Raw genomic sequence first — 19,045 nt, forward strand, 5'->3', positions numbered from 1 at the left:
TTTTGTTTGAATCGGTCATGGTTATTCTCCTTTGTCTTAATAAATTTATTGTACATGACCTTAAAATATCTGTCTAATTAATTGTAACCTATCCATTTATTATCTTTAATAGTTGTTGAACAATAAAAGATAATTACGACTTAATTATATGTAAATCATTAATAAAGCATATTTTACTCTTTGTTTTTAGGATATAATCCTAATCTGAAAATTGATATCATTGCATTATAACCGTCACCTTGCATCTGATGGCAGCTATACTCTTATTAGTCATTTTGATCGGATGGTTGATCTGAGTTTGCATGGTTAACCCCCCATTTAATAAGGGTTTCGAAAATAGGTAAAAGACTTTTCCCTTCATCAGTAAGAGAATATTCTACTTTAGGCGGCACCTGAGTATAAATAACTCTATTTACTAAACCATTTTCTTCTAAGGCTCTGAGTTGTTGTGTTAGCATTTTTTGAGTAATTTTTGGCAACATTCTCCTCAATTCACTAAATCTCATAGTGTTTTCACCTAAATACCAAAGAATAAGTGATTTCCATTTCCCACCTATAAGGGCTAAACTTAACTCCATAGAACATTGATATTGGGTATCCTTATATTTTATCATTTATTTTCACTCCTTAAGATTTAATTAACTTTAAGTTTATTTGGTATATAAATAGATACTATGGAACTAATAAGTGCGTACTTGTTAATTGTCATACTATCATCTATTATTATATCATTAAAGGAATTTCATGTGAACAAGATACAAGTATAGAAGAAGTGAATATACAATTTTTACGCTATGCTTTTACCTATAAAAAATATTGTAAAAGAAGAAAAAAATAAGTCTGATTAAACACAAAAATCAACCAGAGGTGAATATTAATGGAATTAATTAAAGTAAACCAATCAAGGTGTATCAAATGTGGGATTTGTACGAAAATATGTCCGTCAGGAGTTCTATGTATGGGAGAGAATGGTCCTGAGGCAATTAATCCCCAAGCATGTATAGCCTGTGGACAGTGTGTTGCTGTATGTACTCATATGGCAATTGATAATATGAAAACACCATTGAACAATCAAACCAATCTAAAAGAATTTCCAGTTATAAATGCAGAAACTGCTCAACAGTTTCTTAGGTCCCGTCGATCAATTCGCTGTTACAAAAACATGGATGTGCCTCGAGACCAATTATTGAAATTAGTTAACATTGTACGTTTTGCCCCTACTGCTAGTAACCTGCAAGGAGTATCGTATATCATTGTTGGAGATAATAAAATACTAAAAAAAGCGACTGAAATAACAATAGAGTGGATGGAAGCACAGATCGAAAATCCTTCACACTGGAGTTTTCCTTACCATGTTCGTGCTTACAGGGATACCGGAATAGATAAAATCTTGCGTGATGCACCATATCTTATTTTAGCCACTGCCCCAAAGGATTTTAAGAATGGTCGAGAGAATACGATTTTTTCATTTGCCTACCTTGAATTATTTGCAACTACTCTAGGATTAGGTTCTTGTTGGGCGGGACTCCTTGAAATGTGTGCATTTGCAAATCATTATCCATTACTGGAGCTATTCAACATTCCGAAAGATAAGGTGTTAACAGGGGCAGTTATGGTTGGTTACCCCCAATATAGTTATAAGAGACTGGTAGATCGTAACCCATTAGATGTTACTTGGCTCGGGTAATCTAAACTCTAAATTTTTATATTAAGATATTTAATATTGAACTAAGAATATACTACAAAAATCCAAATTGTAGTTCCTATTATTTTAGTTAATAGATAGAACTAAAGTTATAAGTAAAACATTCTATTAAATTACGCATAATGATAATATGATAAACTAATAAACTTAGCGTAAACTCTTGACATTCAAGACTTTACGCTTTTTCAGTATCTCCAATTCAAAAATAAGTTCAATATATGAATATCAATACGACTTACTACTTGGAAATATTATACCATTTTTACAAACTTATAGAATCTACTAACACGAACTACATACGGAAACTGTTGCAATAAAGTGTACCCTAATGACACTATTAGAATATGTTTCACTAGGGTTATAAACATAATATATGAAATATATCAAACAAAAATAGACTTGATGAAACACCTATAAAACACCAAATGAACCACGTAATGGATATTAATTCCAGCATGTGGCTCATTTTTGCACGTATGTCGGATGTACCTCTTCTCCAGCAAACAAACGACTTCTATGTAGCTTGATGAGATAAAAAGTATGCTACTTTAAGAATTCCTTCCCCCTACTGGAAAAACTTTTTCTTTTCGATATATTGTTAACTATATTAAGATATTAATTTACCTTGAATAGCTGCTAATTCGCTCTCTATACTATCTTGAAAACAAACACAGTTACCACTATTGCATTCATAAATAAAATCATGCAGACTTTTACTTTTATAAGCACAAAAGTCACCAACAATAGCAATATTCATATTTATTCCTTCTTTCTATCATTTAGAAACGGCATAATCCTATCTAGTACGTTATATATCACATGCCCATTGTTTTTAATTAACTGAATGCTGGCATTAGGAATCAATTCTTTTATTCTTTGTGCAGTCTTATGTGCATAAACCGTTGAATCATTTTCACCCGCTATATACATTACCGGCATGATTAGTTTTTTCAACTGTTCATTTTTATAATTAAGCAAACATTAATTTCAATACATGGGATGATATATTTCATGACCCAGTGGTTGCCAATACAATCTTGGATCGAGTGCTACATCATGCTCATGTGGTAACTATTACAGGTAAGTCATATCGAATGAAAGATCATATGCGACCGATAGAAGATTAAAAAATGTACATTATTATATGCACACAAATGTACATTTATAGCTTGACATTTATACTCATTTACTTCTTTTGCAGTACAAAAGCGATAAAGTTCAAGTATTTCCCACCGCCAGCTTCCATTGTTTTGCGGTCATTGACCGCAATCTCATTTTCTTGGTTCAGCCACACTTCCCAAAGTTCCTCATTGCCCTCCATCTCGTATATCGAAATGACTTTGGCGTCTTTACATTGATTTAAAATTTCTGTCCAATAGTGAATATCACGCAAGTAGATAAGCTGTTCCGGCGTCCACGAGAGAAGTAATTCTTCTGGTAGATTATCATGGCAATCTTTTTTCATGCCGGGAACACAGGCATAAATATAACCGCCGCTTTTGACGAAAGGTAGTAGCTTTGCATCCAAGTATTCCGGGTCGCGTCCCCAATAATTATAAGAATCTGTGCTGACTACCGCATCGAAAAATTCTTTTTCAAATGGCAAATCGAAGGCGTCGGCCTTGACTGGTATAATCTGTTCGTGGGTTAACCCCATCTCATCAAAAAAATCTCGGTTTACCTGCGGTTCGCTCCAAAGATCGGCGGCGTAAACAGTGAAACCATAATCGTGAGCAAGCATAATGCTGGTAACCCCTTGCCCGCTGCCCAAGTCGCAAACGAGGCTTCCGGCGGGAATTTTATTATTGATAAGCATTTCCTCCTGCAATTTTAAGGGGTTAGGTCCCATCATTTTTGCTTGTAATTCAGGCGTATTGTATTTTTGGCTTATACTATATTTCATTGTGATTGCTCCTTTTCTTTACTCATTTTCGCTGTGTTTTTTTTCATAAAGTGCTCGATGTGCGCCACTAAAAGATTCTTGGCTTTCTCTTTATCCGGGGATACGTCATAAATACTTAACAACAGGTAATACGGTGCATAAAACTCAAGTGCTAATTGCTTCGGATTACTTTTGCTCAAAACACCTTGTTCTATCATTTCGCGGAACAAATCTTCCATATAATCTACCGGCCCACCTGCAAGGCACTTTTGATACAGCTCTGCCATATCAGGATTTCTGTATTGCTCCAATGTAACCATTTTGCGGAAATTGCAGCCAAATTCATCCTCTGTCCAAAAACTGAATTGAGCCTTGATGAAAGCGTCAATTTTATCTACAGAAGTATTCTGGTATGGCAATGGTGCTTTCTCGAATACTTCTTCTGGAACCTCAAATTCATGCGCTCGCTCATAATCCATTTGATAGATACGCTCCACAATGCTGTCAAATATATCGCGCTTATTCTTGTAGTGCTTATACAAAGCTCCTTTTGTCATTCCAAGCTCCCCGGCAATAGCGCTAACCGAAACAGCTTCATAGCCATCTCGCGCAAACAAGCGGAGCGCGGTATGCAAAATATTTTCTTTTGTATCCGACATCTAAAAACCCCTCTCAAAATCAGTAAACTATCGTTCACCACTTATTATAGTAAACGATGGTTTACTTGTCAATAGGTAATTTCTTCTTTTTGACCAAAGGCACATTGGTAGGTCAAAATATCCTATGTCATCTATATTTCCACCCATTTTAAAGGAGCAAAAATCGTCATTTTTTTGCTCGATTTTTGCCCCGTTTTTTCTTAAAATCCACAACATATTGTGGTAAGCTTTCATTATTTATTATCTGAACCACATTTCGTCATCAGAACCACACACTCCGTATGCCGTGAGTGTACAATAATGATGACGTAAAGATCTGGTGGTTCCTTGGTGTCAAAACTTCTAATAAAGTCGCTTACATTTAAAGGCTTATTATTACATTCCTGAAAAAAACAACAATCATTTCTTGTCAGATATATCTCATGTTTTCACCCTCATTTACGTTGTCAGCGGCGGTTTTATCTTATTTGAGATATTTTTTCATATAATACCTATCAAATCCATATTCCTGTACTCTATCATAGATATCATATCCAAAACGGAGATAGATTTTTTGTTGAAACCTCAATGTTTTTCAACTAACAATTTTTTAACTTATTCTAATAAGAGCCTCTTTTTTCGGATATTCTTTTGCATTTCATGCAGAAAATAAGGTTTTTAGGTACACAAAACAAAACATCATTCATATATAAAGGTCCTGTGGTGCCCATTTTCCCTTACGGTAGCAAACCTCCGATGTCTAACGGGATCATCTCATTCCGAGAGTCCTTAATTCCTTCGTCCTGCCTGTCCATAAGATGGGTGTCATTTTTTCTCCATCATATACGATTCCCTTTGTCAGAATCGCATAAAAGATTCGAATTAGCTTACAGCATATAGCAACCAATGACTGTTTTTTCTTTAGAGGATTTTCTTTGCGGTTTGTGTAATACCTATGAAGTTCTTCAAATTCTTCATTCTTTGCCACTAGTGGTATTACAGCCTTAAATAGCAGCCCTCTTAAGCGACTTCTTCCTCGTTTACTTATTGTTGTCTGTCCCTTATGCTTTCCTGGGCTGTTTTCTTTCAGCGCATACCCCGCAAGTTTCTGTAGCTGTCTTGGAGACTCAAAACGCCGAATATCCCCAACTTCTGCTATAAATCCCGCTACCGTAGCAAGTCCTATTCCTTTTATTGCAAGCATTTCTTCTATTTCTGGAATAGCCTTACACAATTCTTCAAGGGTCTCCATTATTACAGTATATTGCTTCATTTTGCGTTCATAATCTTCCATCAGGGTTCGTAACTCTAGTTTTGCAGCGATATTTCCTTTGGAATATATGGGAAACTGAACCTTCCCTCAATGACAAGCTTTGCAATTGTTTTTGGATCCTTCCTGTCATTTTTGGTAGGGCTGTTATCATCAAGTTCTTTTGTCTGCTTCACATGATATGGATTTACCATAGCTATGACCATTCCGTAGGCTTCTAGATGGCTTCCTAAATTAAACCAAAATGCCCTGTAGGCTCTATACCTGCAACCGTTTTAGTCTTTTCTTCTCTGGTGCAGATAGCCTGAATCCAACTATTAAAAGCTTCAAACCCTGAAAGAGTGTTGCTGAATGAAAAAGTTTTGGCTAGCTCTCTGCCTCTCCAATCGAATGCTCTCACATAATGTTCTCTACTTCCAATATCAATTCCTACTACTAAAGTTGCTTCATCTACTTGATTAATCTTAAAATTTTGGTTATACTTCATCTTAAATACTTCCGGTGTGAAATTTGAATCTGTGTTATCTTTCGATCTTATTTTACACTGAGGTATTTTTTATTTGCTATCCTGATTACTTTTTAACTATACAGGAATGCTCCTAAATCCAAAAATCGCCCACCATGTAGCGAGCGATTTCATTTGAATATTTACATTGTAAACTCTTGTGTTAGCTCAGGTGAGCTTTCTTGTTCTTGCTGTGAAAATTCCTGTTTCAGTAGCAGCTCCATGCTGTAGTCAAGGATTTTTTCCTTTCTTTCTGATAGTATCACCTTATAAAAATCTTTCTGTATCTCTGTAATCGTAGGAGTTTCTTCCACCAGCTTATTGAGTATATCCATATCAATGCGTTCTGCAATCCTTTTCAGCGCTCGATTACAATCCTCATTTTTCAGTGAGGAAATATAATCAAAGTAGGAAATCTTGTTGCCGTTTTCCAAAATAGCAGCAGTAGGAAACACATAGATCCGCTGATTGATTTCCTTTTCATCATTTAGCACTGTCTGCATCCCTGCCTGATCCATTTGAGGGTATAGGCAAGAACCACAATCATAAATGGGAGCAATCTCAGCACACTGCTGCTGTTCATCAATCAGGATACCCCAGTTTCCGTTGTGGCGGTCAAAGTTCCCCAAGAAAGCATCTGCAATAAACATATCCCAAAAGAAGTCCTTTAGCTTTTGCGGTTCCACAAGGGATTGTTCGTCAATCGCTTTCATGATAGAGGAAAGCTCTGTACCATATCCGCTTTGTTCACTGTCCACGCAGGTGTTTTTGAGGTGCGCAAACTCCATTAGCTTTTTGCCGTCAGCAGTAAAATCCTTGCAGGCCACTACGATTTTTTCTTTTCCTCGCCTATCCGTATAGGTTCCAAGCAGGGTTTCCTGTACGGTAAATCCAAGCGTTTCAAAGATATGACAGGCTAAATATTCACTGATACAGCTATTGGTATAGCTCATCACTTTGCTTTTCGTTGGTACTGGCGGAAACTTCAGCATATAGCTTGTACCGTCGTACAAAACATTGATTTTATTTCCGTTGGCACCGCCGTAACCTTTAAATTTATTGACTTGGCAAGCTGTAAAATCAATCATTTCATTACTCCTGTTCTTCCCCATAGAGATATTTTGTTCTCAGATAATTTGCCTGTTCCTCTGAAATAATACCCGACCAGAGGTCTGCATTGATAGAGCCATACAACTCTCCCCACAGACAGTCCATGTAAGACACCTTATCTTTTTCACCCTGCAAATAATCATTGATTGCCTTTTGGAGGTGGGCAGAGAGGTTCGTTTCCAAGTAGGAGCGATCACAGGGTTTTCCGTTTTTCTGACTTTCAGAAGGCTCTCCCGTGAGGGCTAATATATCTTCAATGGTCATACCAAGTGCGCCCGACAGTTTCTGAAGGGTTTGGGCATTACAGCGTGTCAGGTTTGTTTTGCCGGAGCAGATATCCGAGAGAGTTGCCCAAGGAATACCGCTTGCTTTTGACAGGCTGTATCTGGACATTCCTTTTTCTTTTAATAATTCATTTATTGTCATTTTTATCACCACTATCATTATATCGGACTTCCGATATATCGTCAAGAGCGATTGCAACTATGACAAAAACAATTACCACCATTTCATGCCGTCAAAAGCTGCTCATAATCCATTCTCTTATTCATCATCTTCCACCTGCCTTCCCGAACAATTTTTCCTTGTACGTCGGAACGTGAACCATAAAGATATATCGCTCGTTACCGCATTTGTACAAACATACTCCACGCTGAGGAAATTTGATAAGATTGTATTCGCTTTCTTCAAGCTGTAAGGTATCCATATATATTTTCATAAGCGCTTATCTTCTTTTTAGCAATTTTTTCGCTCGATTTTTGCCCCATCTTTTCTTAAAAACCACAACATGTTGCGTTCAATCCCTACTTTTCACCTTCCGAACCACATTTCGTCATCAGAACCACACACTCAGTGTGGGACGAAACAGAAAAGATATCGGCTTACTTACAAATGCTGGCAATGGTATTTCCACTCTTGATAGGGATAATTACAGGAATAGCATCCGAACAGGAGCTAGAAGCTGGCTCATTTCAAATGCTTTTATGTACCCCCAGCAAAAAATATATCCCTCACCTTGGAAAACTTGCAGTCTTGTTGTTGTTTGGCATCGTGTTTCGGGCGATGGGTAATGTATTTTTACCGATTTCGTTGTATCTAAAAGCAGCTATACTTTTGTTTTTAGGAAATGTACCATTATATATGCTACAATATATTTTAAGCTTTGCTTTTGGAAAAGGTATAGGCATGGGCTTTGGCATTATTGGCAGCTTACTTTCTGCACTCCTTTTAGTACTAAAGCTATGGAGTGAAAAATGGGCGGGTAGAAAAAATGAAACGAATTAATATAGTAATTGTAATTGTGCTGATTTTTTGCTGTATATTTACCGGTTGTTCTGTTGTAGATAAGTTACAGGCGGATAGGTGTGCCGATAAAACACAGGGAAAAATCTTAGAGAGTGATGCACGACAATTTGTGTTTGAAGACAACACTTATACGATTTTAAATGAAACTGTTGAAAGAGATAATATTAGTGTATGGATTGGTATAACAGGAAACACGTGCTTTTTAAATAAAGACTATGAAATATTAAAAATCTATGATAATCTCTCCTACAAAGATTATTTGACTGAAATTACAAAAGAAATTCCGGCAGAAGCATATTATACTGCGCAATTTGAAAACATTTATAGGCTTACGGATAACAGAATAGCCATTGGTGTAGATGGAGAATTTCATGTGGCAAAGCCCTCTGATTATTTATCCACAGAAGATACGATAATAGAATTTGGAACATTGAATTCTGATGGAGATGACGAGACGAATTTTTGTATAAACTCCGAAAATGCAGGACAACTGCTGCACGGAGAAATTGTTTATAGAATTACTGAAACGAGCCTGTCAAGAGAGGATAAAGGAAAGCTGCTCCAAGTAATGGGAACACAGGTTGTGTTTGATGCGGAGTCTGGTCAGGTAATTCCAGAAAGTGAAGCTGTGATAGTAGAGATTAACTCTAAGTTGATGCGAGCTGAACCAGAAAAATAATGATAACAGGAGAGGTTAAATGGCAAATATTTTTGTAGTTGATGATGAAAAGGATATATGCAAATTATGCTGAACAAGCTTTGCAGAAAGTAGAAAATCAGCTTATACAAAGTGAATCTTTTGATCAATCATTGATTCCTTTCCCTTGTATCTATGTATTATATAGTAAAACAGGTGATGTTCAAAATAGTAATATGCGCGAAGACGAGATATCCCATGCGAAAGAGTATTTGTCTGGCAAGTTCAATACATTGAATGGAGAATATAGCTTATTCAACGCAGTGATGGGAGCAGCCTTGTAATCAAATATGATATATTGGCACATTTTGCATCCCCCATGCTGCACAAGCTGTTTCCAAAACCGGAGTTAGTGGCCATTATTATTTCATTCGGTTGCTTTATTTTGATAGCTGTCGTTATTGCCTTTAAATTTAGTAAAAAGCTAAAAATAGAACTTGCTCCACTTATCAAAGCTACTGATTCTATAAAACAAAAAGACCTGGATTTTGAAATTGTTCCTATACAAATTCGAGAATTAAATGCTGTTTTGCAATCCATAAACGAACTAAAAACAGCATTATCAGACTCCTTAAATCAGCAATGGAATATGGAGCAAAGTAAAAAAACACAAATTTCTGCCATTGCTCATGATATAAAAACCCCTTTGACAATTATTAAAGGCAATACCGAACTGTTGTTAGAATCAGAATTATCACAGGCAGATAAAGATTTGTTGCAATATATCCAATTAAGCTCGGGAAAGATTGAAGACTATATTGAATTGCTTATGACAGCTTCTACTGTAACAAACTCTGCAAAATTTCAGGAAGCATCATTTTTCGTTCAAAATTTTATTTTGGAAATTGAGAAACAAGCAAAAGCACTCTGTTGTGTGAAAAACATTACTTTTTGCATAGGAATGAAAATTCTGCCGGAAATATTTTACGGAGATGTGTTGCTTATTAGCCGAGTAGTTTTAAATATCCTGAATAACGCAGTGGAGTATTCCTATGATGGAAGTAAGATAGAATTTAAAATTACTGGAAGTAAAGAAGAATTGCCTTTTACTCTGGCTGACAGCGGTAAGTGATTTTCTGCTGCCGGACTTAAAAATGCTACGATGGAGTTTTTTACCGAGAAGACAGAACGTTCTGGAAAACACTATGGCATGGGACTTTATATTGCAAAATCGGTAGCTGAAAAGCATGGCGGACAACTTAAAATTGCAAACCGACAAGATGGTTGCGGAGCGGTTGTATCTCTTATAATTAAAAAGTAATGCGCCTTTGGCAAATAAGTCAAACTAAATATTTATAATATTCAGGGGGAGACCATTACAGGCAATGCCATGCAGTTTTGTTTGGATTATGGCGAAGGCAATGAGGATATGGTAAGAAAAGCATATGAAGCACTCAAAACAGATGCTAAAATTATCATCCCCCTTGCGCCATGTGAATATAGCCCCTTCATGGTAGACTTAATTGACAAAGGGCAGCAACGCTATCATAAAGACGTTTATACCAATATTTCACATTATCTAAACTTTAAGAATTCGAATAATTATACCTCTTCCATGCATTGTTTTAAATTTGGTTTTAGATTTTGTTTTGATTTTAAGATGAAAACTAGAATGATTGAAGCCATGTCTGCTAAAGGCTGCGCTATTATTAATCCATTTAAATTGAAAAATATTGGCATAATCAATACAAGTGGTATAAAAAATGCTCCTTGTCTGCAAACACTAATAGCTCCACCTTCTTTTGATTTTCCTAGCGCTAAAAAGAATGTACCATATACAAGTTGGAATCCAAGACCTAAAAAAATAATACCATTTAAAATAAGAACTTTTCGCCCTATACTCATAACCGCAGGATCATTTTTATTAAAAGCATAAATAATATCTTTTGAAAAAAGAAGAATGCATACAGTAACTATTGCACAAAAACATGTTGTCCACAGTAATGCTATATTTTTTGATTTTTCTACTCTATCCATTCTACCTGAGCCATAATTATAACCAACAAAAGCTTGAAATCCCTTTAAAAATCCAAATATAGCCATCGTTCCAAGTGACATTATTCTACTTGCAATCCCTATTGCTGCTACAGCGGAGTCACCATAGGCACTAGCTATGGTATTAGTACTTCCTAAAGCTATACTTGATAAAATTTGAAATATCATAACGGGTAATCCTATTTTAAAAATTTCTATATAAAGGTCTTTACTTGGCTTAATGTTTCTTATTGAAATCTTAAATACACTTTTACCACTTAATATATATGTTAAGTATAAAATTGTTGAAATAATTCTTGAAATAAGTGTTGCAATAGCTACTCCATTTATCCCCATCTTTAATACATAAATTGATACTATATCTAATAGCATATTTGTCATGCCACCAATAAGCATTGCAATCATACTAAATTTAGCAGCGCCTTCTGCTATAATCATATTATTTACTGTTACATTAAAAACATTAAAAACTAATCCCGAAATAAAAATAACTGCATATTCTCTTGCAAATGGAAATATTGTATCTGTAGCACCTAAGCACCTTAAAATAGGATTTACAAAAACTAACATGATTACAATAATAATAACCCCTACTGCTATGCTAGTAAATAATGCAGTAGAAGCGCACCTATTTGCTTCTTTATACTGCTTATTGCCAAGTAATCTTGCTAAATATGAAGATGCACCGCTTCCGAATAGTAATGCAATTCCAGTCATTATTAAACCTAATGGAAATACAACTGAAACAGCGCCCATTTGAGCAGTTCCTAATTCACCCACACAATAAGCATCAACCACATTATAAAGTGCTGAGATAAGCATTCCCACCATGGTAGGAATCCCTAATTTAAGTAATGCTGTAGAAATCTGTTCATCCTTTAATAAATATAATTTTTTATTATTTTCATTCATTTATTTTTCCCTCCATATTGTTTATAAATATTAAATAAGTATCGTTGTTTAACACATATACAGTATAGTAACTAAACACCATGTTCGAAAATTTTCTGTAACACTTTATGTGCTACAGAAATAGAATGTATAATTCTTATTTTATTATAGTCTTTCATCTAATGATTTTTCAAATTCTTTTAAAAGTTTCTCTAGTTCATTATATATTTCATCTGGCATATCTTTTAACAATAGAAATAATTTTTCCTCTGTCATTTGATGATATTTCTTGTGCATCTCATACGCACTCCATCCATCCTTAGTAAGTTCGAGTCTTACTTCTGTATCTGAATTAGGGGAAACACTTTTACTAACTACTCCTTTCTTAACTAACTTATAAATCATCTGTGAAACAGCACCTTTTGTAACACCCTGAATTGCAGCAAGCTGTGTAACATTAATTCCTTCATTGTTTCCAATTGAGTCTATTGTATGTATTTCCACTCTTGAAAGCTTTATATCTGTTCCATAACATCTTTGTCTGTTTTCTGTACGATTATACTTGTTAATACACCTTTCCATCATAACTGTTAATTCACTATAATCTCTCATACACTATTTCTCCTATATTCTAGTATTGTTTAGTATATATACTGTTTAGCTATTAAACAGTTATACTATACTCCTAATTTCAAAACATGTCAATACTGCTGTATATCCGATTTCAGAGATATAGGCGCTTTGGGCTAAAATAAATCTGATGAAAAAGCCAAAAAAATATTTATAAGTTAAATGTAGAATACCTTAATACAGGGGTACCGTTAGGAAAATGCGGATTTACAACGCTAAGCCCATTTTCAAGACGATTCCCTCATTTTTAACAACGTTAAGAAAGTTTTAGTGGTCTTAAAGAATCTAATGAGATCACTTTCTCCGAATTAAAATGGTATTCTCCTAGTAAATTAATATGTTCCCAGCCTAAAGGTGACATATGGTGCAATAAATCTTCATTAAAACTACCTGTCCGTTTTTGATATTCAACTGCTTTTGTTAGATGTAGAGTATTCCAGATACTAATGGCATTGATAATTATGTTTAAAGCACTGACCCTTTGAAGCTGATGTTGTATGGTTCGTTCCTTAAGCTCTCCTTGTTTTCCGAAGAAAATAGCTCTTGCCAGCCCATTCATGGCTTCACCTTTATTCAATCCTTTTTGTATTTTTCTTCTTAGCGATTCATCTGAAATGTAATTAAGAATAAAGATTGTTTTTTCTATTCGGCCCATTTCGCGTAACGCTGTAGCTAAACTGTTCTGTCTTGCATAAGAACCTAATTTCCCCATAATAAGGGATGCTGAGACTGTTCCTTCTCTTATTGAATGGGCTAATCGTAAAACATCCTCATAATTTTCTCTAATGACCTTTGTATTTATTTGTCCACGTAAAATAGCTTCTAGTTTTGGATACTCACTTGCTTTATCTATTGTAAATAATTTTGAGTCCGATAAATCTCTTATTCTTGGAGTAAATTTAAATCCTAATAAATGGGTCAATTCGAAAATTTGGTCTGTGTAACCTGCTGTGTCTGTATAATGATCTTCTATGTTGAGATCCGTCTCATGATGCAATAAACCATCCAAAACATGAATCGCATCTCGTGAATTAGTATGTATAATCTTTGTATAGTAAGAAGAAAATTGATCACTTGTAAATCGATAGATGGTAGCTCCCTTTCCAGTTCCGTAATGTGGGTTTGCATCTGGTTCTCTCCGTCATATAATTTCGAATGATAAACTAACTGATAATCTCGTATTCTCCTTCGTTTGGTTCCATGTATCTTCTGAAAACAAATATTCCTCAAAATCTCTATACTGTCTGCTGCCAACAATGGAAACATCTCCTGCCCGAACATGCTCCTGAAGTTCTGTTAAAACAGCCATTTCATAGTAATGACGATTGATTGTTTGGATCTATACCAATGCGGACAGCTTTTTCACTTACACCTTCTGCTTTCGCAATAGCTGTCTTACTCATGCCCATAAAATAATGAGCATAGATCCGCTTTGCCTGTTTGTCCGGCAGAGAAGCAATGGCAGCGTGGAGCTGCTGACTAGTGAGCTTTGTAGCGGTATTTCTTTCTGTCATATGTTGCCTCAGCTCTTACAGATTCCTCAAAGATTGCTAACAGTTCATCAGCCACTTCTACAAAGGTGTCTTGTGTGTAGTAGGGGTAATAATCTTTCAAATTTCTTGTTGGGTACTTTTGTATTTCATCTAATAGCCCATAGTACGCTTGGGCAGCAGTAAAGCTTTTTTTAATCGCTTACCATTGACAAAGACATACGATATATAAAGTCAAAAAAGGGCGAGCATAATACACCTACCATGTTTTGATTTTCAAAACGGCGGTTAAATTACTTACCTTATGGTTTGTGGACTACCGAAATGCAAACACAAGCAGCATGGCGATACCTAATACAATTCGATACCAACCAAACGCTTTGAAATCATGTTTTTTGATATATCCCATGAGGAATTTTATCACGAACACAGATACCGCAAATGCTACCACCATACCTATTACCAAGATGAGTAATTCAGCGCTTGTAAAGGAAATCCCGAATTTCAGTATTTTAATAGCACTTAAACCAAACATAACAGGAACGGCAAGGAAAAATGTAAATTCCGCTGCCGCTACTCTTGATACACCAATCAACAACGCACCTATAATCGTGGCGCCCGAACGAGAAGTACCGGGAATAATGGAAAGTACCTGAAATAGCCCGATTAAAAAGGCTGTCTGATAGGTAATATCTTCTAATTTAGAAGTAGTTGGTAACCGTTTTTTATTCCATATTTCAATGACAATAAAAGCAATACCATAGAAAATAAGGGCTGCCGCAATTGCTATTGGAGTGTGTAGATGAGCTTCAATATAATCGTCAAACAGGATAGTTATGACTGCCCCCGGAATACAAGCAAAAACGACTTTGAACCAAAGAGAAAACGTGTCCTTTTTGATAATAGGCTGTGTTTTGTCCCTAAACTGGAACGGAAACATTTTTTTCCAAAACATAACAACTACCGCAAGGATAGCTCCAAGCTGAATGACAACAAAAAACATTTCCTTAAATGCGTCGCTCATATTAAGCGTGATAAATTCGTCCACAAGAAGCATATGCCCGGTGCTACTGATGGGCAGCCACTCGGTAATACCTTCTACAATTCCAAGAAAAATAACTTTAAAAATTTCTATAAAATCAAGTGCCATTATTTTAAATCCTCCTTTTTGAAATGGTGATAGGTCATAAAGAAACCGACTGCTGATAACAAAAGAATAATTCCCACAGATACGGCAGTGGGGTAGCCGGTACTCTCGATTTTACCCTGCACAAGAAAAAATGTGGCTGTCCACGGATATATTGCACCCCATTCTTTATTTGCGAGAGCTGCACTGCCCATGACGATAACAGCAGAACCAATCATAGGGGAAACAAATCCCTTTGTTTTTCCTGCGACAAATACAAAAGGAGAAGTTGTTAAAAACATTAGGATACCGCCAAGTAAAAACTTTTGAAACCACTCGATTGCCACAAGCAAGCTGTATCCTTCCATTGTAAAAATAGCGTGGTATATTCCACAAACGATAAAAATACCTGCCCATGTCACAATGTTAAGAGTAACAATCCAAAGCAGTAAAGCACAAGACTTGCCAAGCAGTAGTTTTGTTCTTGAGATAGGAATGGGTAATATAGTTTTAAGTGTACTTTCTGTATATTCTCTACTGAATAAAAATGCAGCAATTGCCACATAAACCATCATATTTGTCAGTAGCATGGTATAGAGTACACTGCTGTTGTAAACATCAGATAAAGTAAAGACAAGCTCTGGTTTGTCAAAATGAGTTTGCAGAGCCTCTAATAGCATTAACAATGGTGTAGATAGCACCCCTGCAATACTAATTGGTATTATTTTTGACCGCTTTAATTTAAGCAGTTCACAGGAAATAATCTTAAGCAATGCCATCACCTCCAATCAGTTTAGAAAAGTATTCCTCTAAGTTTTCCTCACTGGCATTTATCTTTGTGACAAGTAGTCCATTTAAGGCAAAATCACGATTGATGTCCCCTATACTGTGGTTGAAATCGTAAACTTTTAGCGTATTGTCCTGCACCGTAAAGTCTGTGATATGATAGCGGCTTTCTAAAATTTTTGCAGCCGCTTGTCCATCCGACAAATCAAATTGAGTGTATTTTCGGTTCCTTTTGTGTAACTCTTCTATATCAACCTCTTCTATCAAATGACCCTCGTGCATAACACCAATAATATCTGCAATTTGCTCAATCTCGCTTAAAACATGGCTTGATATAAAAATAGTGGTACCATTGTCGTGGCTAAGTTTAGATAGAAATGAGCGAATTTCTGATATTCCAATTGGGTCAAGTCCGTTAATTGGTTCATCAAGTATAAGTAGCTTTGGCTCGTGCATAATAGCAGCGGCAATACCAAGCCGCTGTTTCATGCCAAGGGAATAGTCGGCAAAGACCTTTCTTTTTTCCTCATGCAGCCCCACAATTTCAAGAGCGCTTAGGACTGCGTTTTTGCAAAGTTGCCCTCGCAATTTAGCGAGAATATGCAAATTCTCATATCCTGTTAAATTACCGTAGAACCCTGGTGTTTCAATAATCGAACCTATTTTGCTATAAATAGCAGTTTCATTGTCCTTATAGTCTTTTCCAAACAGTCTGACAGTTCCATCTGTTGGGAAAGTAAGTTTCAACATCATTTTCATTGCGGTGGTTTTCCCGGCTCCATTTCTGCCAAGCAGTCCATAAATCTTCCCTTTTGGCACATGAAGATTTACCTTATCAACAACGGTAGCGGTTCCATATCGCTTGGTAAGATTATTAGTTTCAATAATTAATTCCATAAGCATTATTCCTTTCTGTGTATTTCTGTTTCTGCTGATCACAAATTTATTATCTGTTCCAGTGTGGTAAAAGCCAAGAAACCTACCGTCACAAAAGAAAAAAACTCCGACACTTATCGTGTCAGAGCCTGTTTTCAAGGGATTTATGGCAATTTTTATTTTGTTCTGCTTTGCTGTAGCAATAAAAATATCTTCACTGCAAAAAACAAGAAAAGCAGTATTGTTGCATATGGTTCTCTTGCCGCAGCAAATAAACAGATTGCTACCGCACCTATTGCGATAGAAACTTTCGAGGTAATGCTATACAATAACTCTTTATCGAAGCAAATAAAAGCAAGTCTGGCAATTCCAAGTCCAATTATAAATAAAAAAATAGCCCAATGTATTCCAATATCTAAATTTGGTAAATGAGTATTTGACAGAAGATTTACATGGTAAAACTGGTTGCCTTGAGGTTCTCCATAGATTGGTAATACAATAAGTGCAACTGCCAATACATCTATTATTCCGCTGATAATGTTATACATTCTTTTAACATTAGAGTAGTTTTCAGTTTTGGCAAGGGTAATCAGTTCTTCACCCGATAGCAGTTCATCTATGGTCACAGAAAAGAATTTGGAAATACACTTGAGTGACTCAATGTTAGGGTAGCCTTTGCCGCTTTCCCATTTTGAAATTGCTGTCCTTGATACATATAATTGCTCTGCAAGCTGTTCCTGCGTTAGGTTTTTCCCAGTTCTAAGTTGTTGTAGTTTTTCGTTAAATTCCATGCTTGGCCTCCTGTTGATTTTTTACTTTTATACGCCCATCAGCGGGCTTTTCTGCATCTTTGGGTATCATCCACGCCCGACCAAATTTTAGAGTGCCCTCAATGCGATTTTCTTCACATAATTTTTGTATCCGCCGTTCCGATATCCCCCATTTTTCAGAGGCGTTTTTCACCGAAATATAATCCATAATCAACTTCCTTTCGATAAAACAATATGCATTGATTATATACGGAATGACGAATAATAACAAGTGTCTTTTTGTCTTTTAGCCTCTCGGTTTTATCCGTCGTTGAGTTACTAAAATTCATAAGCTTGCAATCCTTTCCTGCTAAGAAATACCATAGGATAATATTGGTTTTTGAAGACTGAAGGCATTTTTTACAGCTTGTAATGCAAGGTTAGTATCAATAGATTTAGACATAGCATAGCCAATTATTTTTCTACTATATAAATCCATAACTGAAGCTAAATAGCACCAACCATCCTTAATTGTGTAAATATATGTTAGATCTATTACCCATTTTTCATTGATTGTAGTAGTGTTAAAATCCCTTTTTAATACGTTTTCCTGTTCCTCTATTTTTCTTTTAGAGGATGTTGGTCTGTATTTTCTTGCTATGATAGATTTTATTCCTAATTTCTTCATTAAACGTTGGGTTCTTTTCGAACTAATAGTTACACCTAATGTTTTTAGTGATTCATTTATTTTGATTGCTCCATAGCGATTTTTGCTTTCTTTGTGAATATTTATAATTTTTTTCTCTATCTCTACATTTTCTAATTCTCTGTTGCTTGGCTTCTTATTTAGGTATTTATAATAAGAGCTTCTAGACACCTTTAGAACCCTACACATAAGCTTAATATCATGATGTTTTTTGTTGTTAGTAATGAATTCAAATATAGTAGTTACTTCCTTGCGAATATGCCCATAGCCTTTTTTAATATTTCAATTTCCTCTTCAAGTTTTGCATTTTTCTTTAATAAATTTTTATATTCTTCTGCTGTTATTGTTGTATCTTTATCCACTGAAACAGGTTTATTTTTCTTTATCCATCCAGTTATTGTTGATTTTGATATGGCATATTCACTACTTAACGCTGTTAGGCTCTTTCCAGAGTTATAAAGCTCTACTATTGTTTTTTTGAATTCATCTGTATATTGTTTTTGACCTCTTGCCATTATAAACACTTCCTTTTCTTAGCTATATTTTAAAGTGTTCGGCTTTCAGTGTCTACAATATTATACTAACACCAAATTGAAAGTCTAATGCTAACCGAAAATAAGTTTAACCGGCCAGAAAATTTTTCAGCACGTGACTTTTTTATGAAAAACCTCCTTCCTACTATAG

Annotated in this window: 25 protein-coding genes and 2 pseudogenes; 7 read left to right on the forward strand and 20 right to left on the reverse strand. The window is 35.5% G+C overall.

What is annotated here, in order from left to right:
* Positions 1-266: 266 nt before the first annotated feature.
* The gene (locus tag EV214_RS17455) at positions 267-614 is read right to left on the reverse strand and encodes a winged helix-turn-helix transcriptional regulator (RefSeq protein WP_132248112.1); all 348 of its coding nucleotides are present in this window, start codon (positions 612-614) and stop codon (positions 267-269) included.
* Positions 615-877: 263 nt separating this feature from the next.
* Here EV214_RS17455 and EV214_RS17460 point away from each other — a divergent pair, with 263 nt between their 5' ends.
* Positions 878-1,687, forward strand: a complete 810-nt coding sequence (locus tag EV214_RS17460; RefSeq protein WP_132248114.1) for a nitroreductase family protein — start codon at positions 878-880, stop codon at positions 1,685-1,687.
* A 625-nt stretch (positions 1,688-2,312) separates the two neighbouring features.
* Here EV214_RS17460 and EV214_RS17465 read toward each other — a convergent pair.
* Positions 2,313-2,462, reverse strand: coding sequence for a DUF4180 domain-containing protein (locus EV214_RS17465; RefSeq protein WP_132248116.1), 150 nt, complete (start codon positions 2,460-2,462; stop codon positions 2,313-2,315).
* 2 nt (positions 2,463-2,464) lie between these two features.
* Positions 2,465-2,683, reverse strand: coding sequence for an alpha/beta fold hydrolase (locus EV214_RS17470; protein WP_132248118.1), 219 nt, complete (start codon positions 2,681-2,683; stop codon positions 2,465-2,467).
* Between the two features lie 41 nt (positions 2,684-2,724).
* On the opposite strand from EV214_RS17470, the gene EV214_RS17475 reads away from it, so the two are divergent.
* Positions 2,725-2,832, forward strand: coding sequence for an ATP-binding protein (locus EV214_RS17475; protein ID WP_279233156.1), 108 nt, complete (start codon positions 2,725-2,727; stop codon positions 2,830-2,832).
* A gap of 59 nt (positions 2,833-2,891) precedes the next feature.
* On the opposite strand, the gene EV214_RS17480 is transcribed toward EV214_RS17475, so the two are convergent.
* The 6 genes and pseudogenes from EV214_RS17480 to EV214_RS17500 all read right to left on the reverse strand — a co-directional run bounded on the left by EV214_RS17480 (position 2,892) and on the right by EV214_RS17500 (position 7,536).
* Positions 2,892-3,608 carry an SAM-dependent methyltransferase gene (locus EV214_RS17480; protein ID WP_132248120.1) on the reverse strand — a complete coding sequence of 239 codons (717 nt, stop codon included), beginning with the start codon at positions 3,606-3,608 and terminating at the stop codon, positions 2,892-2,894.
* Positions 3,605-4,246 (reverse strand): TetR/AcrR family transcriptional regulator, encoded by a 642-nt coding sequence (locus EV214_RS17485; protein WP_132248122.1) that lies wholly within the window; start codon positions 4,244-4,246, stop codon positions 3,605-3,607. Before EV214_RS17485 ends, EV214_RS17480 begins: the two co-directional genes overlap by 4 nt.
* A 748-nt stretch (positions 4,247-4,994) precedes the next feature.
* Positions 4,995-5,519, reverse strand: coding sequence for a transposase (locus EV214_RS19775; protein WP_408631314.1), 525 nt, complete (start codon positions 5,517-5,519; stop codon positions 4,995-4,997).
* Positions 5,520-5,533: 14 nt separating this feature from the next.
* Positions 5,534-5,982, reverse strand: a pseudogene (locus tag EV214_RS19780) (IS110 family transposase).
* Positions 5,983-6,143: 161 nt separating this feature from the next.
* Positions 6,144-7,088, reverse strand: a complete 945-nt coding sequence (locus EV214_RS17495; protein ID WP_132248124.1) for a HipA domain-containing protein — start codon at positions 7,086-7,088, stop codon at positions 6,144-6,146.
* A gap of 4 nt (positions 7,089-7,092) precedes the next feature.
* Entirely contained in the window at positions 7,093-7,536 is a 444-nt protein-coding gene (locus tag EV214_RS17500; RefSeq protein WP_132248126.1) for a helix-turn-helix domain-containing protein, read from the reverse strand.
* Between the two features lie 426 nt (positions 7,537-7,962).
* Here EV214_RS17500 and EV214_RS17505 point away from each other — a divergent pair, with 426 nt between their 5' ends.
* The 5 genes from EV214_RS17505 (at position 7,963) to EV214_RS17525 (ending at position 10,373) form a co-directional block, all read left to right on the forward strand.
* Positions 7,963-8,394, forward strand: a complete 432-nt coding sequence (locus tag EV214_RS17505; protein ID WP_132248128.1) for an ABC-2 family transporter permease — start codon at positions 7,963-7,965, stop codon at positions 8,392-8,394.
* Complete coding sequence (locus tag EV214_RS17510; protein ID WP_132248130.1) at positions 8,381-9,094, forward strand: NisI/SpaI family lantibiotic immunity lipoprotein; 714 nt, start codon at positions 8,381-8,383, stop codon at positions 9,092-9,094. The genes EV214_RS17505 and EV214_RS17510 overlap by 14 nt, the downstream gene beginning before the upstream one ends.
* Positions 9,095-9,138: 44 nt before the next feature.
* Complete coding sequence (locus tag EV214_RS17515) at positions 9,139-9,396, forward strand: hypothetical protein (protein ID WP_165916455.1); 258 nt, start codon at positions 9,139-9,141, stop codon at positions 9,394-9,396.
* A gap of 68 nt (positions 9,397-9,464) precedes the next feature.
* A complete protein-coding gene (locus tag EV214_RS17520) occupies positions 9,465-10,184 on the forward strand; it encodes a sensor histidine kinase (protein ID WP_165916456.1) in 720 nt (239 codons plus the stop codon).
* Positions 10,185-10,214: 30 nt separating this feature from the next.
* Entirely contained in the window at positions 10,215-10,373 is a 159-nt protein-coding gene (locus EV214_RS17525) for an ATP-binding protein (protein ID WP_132248136.1), read from the forward strand.
* A gap of 281 nt (positions 10,374-10,654) precedes the next feature.
* Here EV214_RS17525 and EV214_RS17535 read toward each other — a convergent pair whose 3' ends face one another.
* The 11 genes and pseudogenes from EV214_RS17535 to EV214_RS17585 all read right to left on the reverse strand — a co-directional run bounded on the left by EV214_RS17535 (position 10,655) and on the right by EV214_RS17585 (position 18,876).
* Complete coding sequence (locus tag EV214_RS17535) at positions 10,655-12,019, reverse strand: MATE family efflux transporter (protein WP_132248138.1); 1,365 nt, start codon at positions 12,017-12,019, stop codon at positions 10,655-10,657.
* Between the two features lie 144 nt (positions 12,020-12,163).
* Entirely contained in the window at positions 12,164-12,610 is a 447-nt protein-coding gene (locus tag EV214_RS17540; RefSeq protein WP_132248140.1) for a MarR family winged helix-turn-helix transcriptional regulator, read from the reverse strand.
* A 274-nt stretch (positions 12,611-12,884) separates the two neighbouring features.
* Positions 12,885-13,745: pseudogene (locus EV214_RS17545) on the reverse strand (Tn3 family transposase); the annotation flags it as partial.
* A gap of 193 nt (positions 13,746-13,938) precedes the next feature.
* On the reverse strand, positions 13,939-14,142 hold the full coding sequence (locus EV214_RS19795) for an RNA polymerase sigma factor (protein ID WP_330571342.1): 204 nt from the start codon (positions 14,140-14,142) through the stop codon (positions 13,939-13,941).
* Between the two features lie 292 nt (positions 14,143-14,434).
* Positions 14,435-15,268 (reverse strand): undecaprenyl-diphosphate phosphatase, encoded by an 834-nt coding sequence (locus EV214_RS17555; protein WP_132248142.1) that lies wholly within the window; start codon positions 15,266-15,268, stop codon positions 14,435-14,437.
* The gene (locus tag EV214_RS17560) at positions 15,268-16,017 is read right to left on the reverse strand and encodes an ABC transporter permease (RefSeq protein ID WP_132248144.1); all 750 of its coding nucleotides are present in this window, start codon (positions 16,015-16,017) and stop codon (positions 15,268-15,270) included. The genes EV214_RS17555 and EV214_RS17560 overlap by 1 nt, the downstream gene beginning before the upstream one ends.
* Positions 16,010-16,927, reverse strand: a complete 918-nt coding sequence (locus EV214_RS17565; RefSeq protein WP_132248146.1) for an ABC transporter ATP-binding protein — start codon at positions 16,925-16,927, stop codon at positions 16,010-16,012. The genes EV214_RS17560 and EV214_RS17565 overlap by 8 nt, the downstream gene beginning before the upstream one ends.
* 155 nt (positions 16,928-17,082) lie before the next feature.
* The gene (locus EV214_RS17570) at positions 17,083-17,697 is read right to left on the reverse strand and encodes a helix-turn-helix domain-containing protein (protein WP_132248148.1); all 615 of its coding nucleotides are present in this window, start codon (positions 17,695-17,697) and stop codon (positions 17,083-17,085) included.
* Positions 17,687-17,884 (reverse strand): helix-turn-helix domain-containing protein, encoded by a 198-nt coding sequence (locus EV214_RS17575; RefSeq protein ID WP_132248150.1) that lies wholly within the window; start codon positions 17,882-17,884, stop codon positions 17,687-17,689. The genes EV214_RS17570 and EV214_RS17575 overlap by 11 nt, the downstream gene beginning before the upstream one ends.
* 141 nt (positions 17,885-18,025) lie before the next feature.
* Positions 18,026-18,640: an IS3 family transposase gene (locus EV214_RS17580; RefSeq protein WP_132248152.1), complete on the reverse strand. Its 615-nt coding sequence runs from the start codon at positions 18,638-18,640 to the stop codon at positions 18,026-18,028.
* Positions 18,604-18,876, reverse strand: coding sequence for a transposase (locus tag EV214_RS17585; RefSeq protein ID WP_132248154.1), 273 nt, complete (start codon positions 18,874-18,876; stop codon positions 18,604-18,606). The genes EV214_RS17580 and EV214_RS17585 overlap by 37 nt, the downstream gene beginning before the upstream one ends.
* Positions 18,877-19,045: the final 169 nt, after the last annotated feature.

The organism is Marinisporobacter balticus, assembly GCF_004345705.1.
Classification (GTDB): domain Bacteria; phylum Bacillota; class Clostridia; order Peptostreptococcales; family Thermotaleaceae; genus Marinisporobacter; species Marinisporobacter balticus.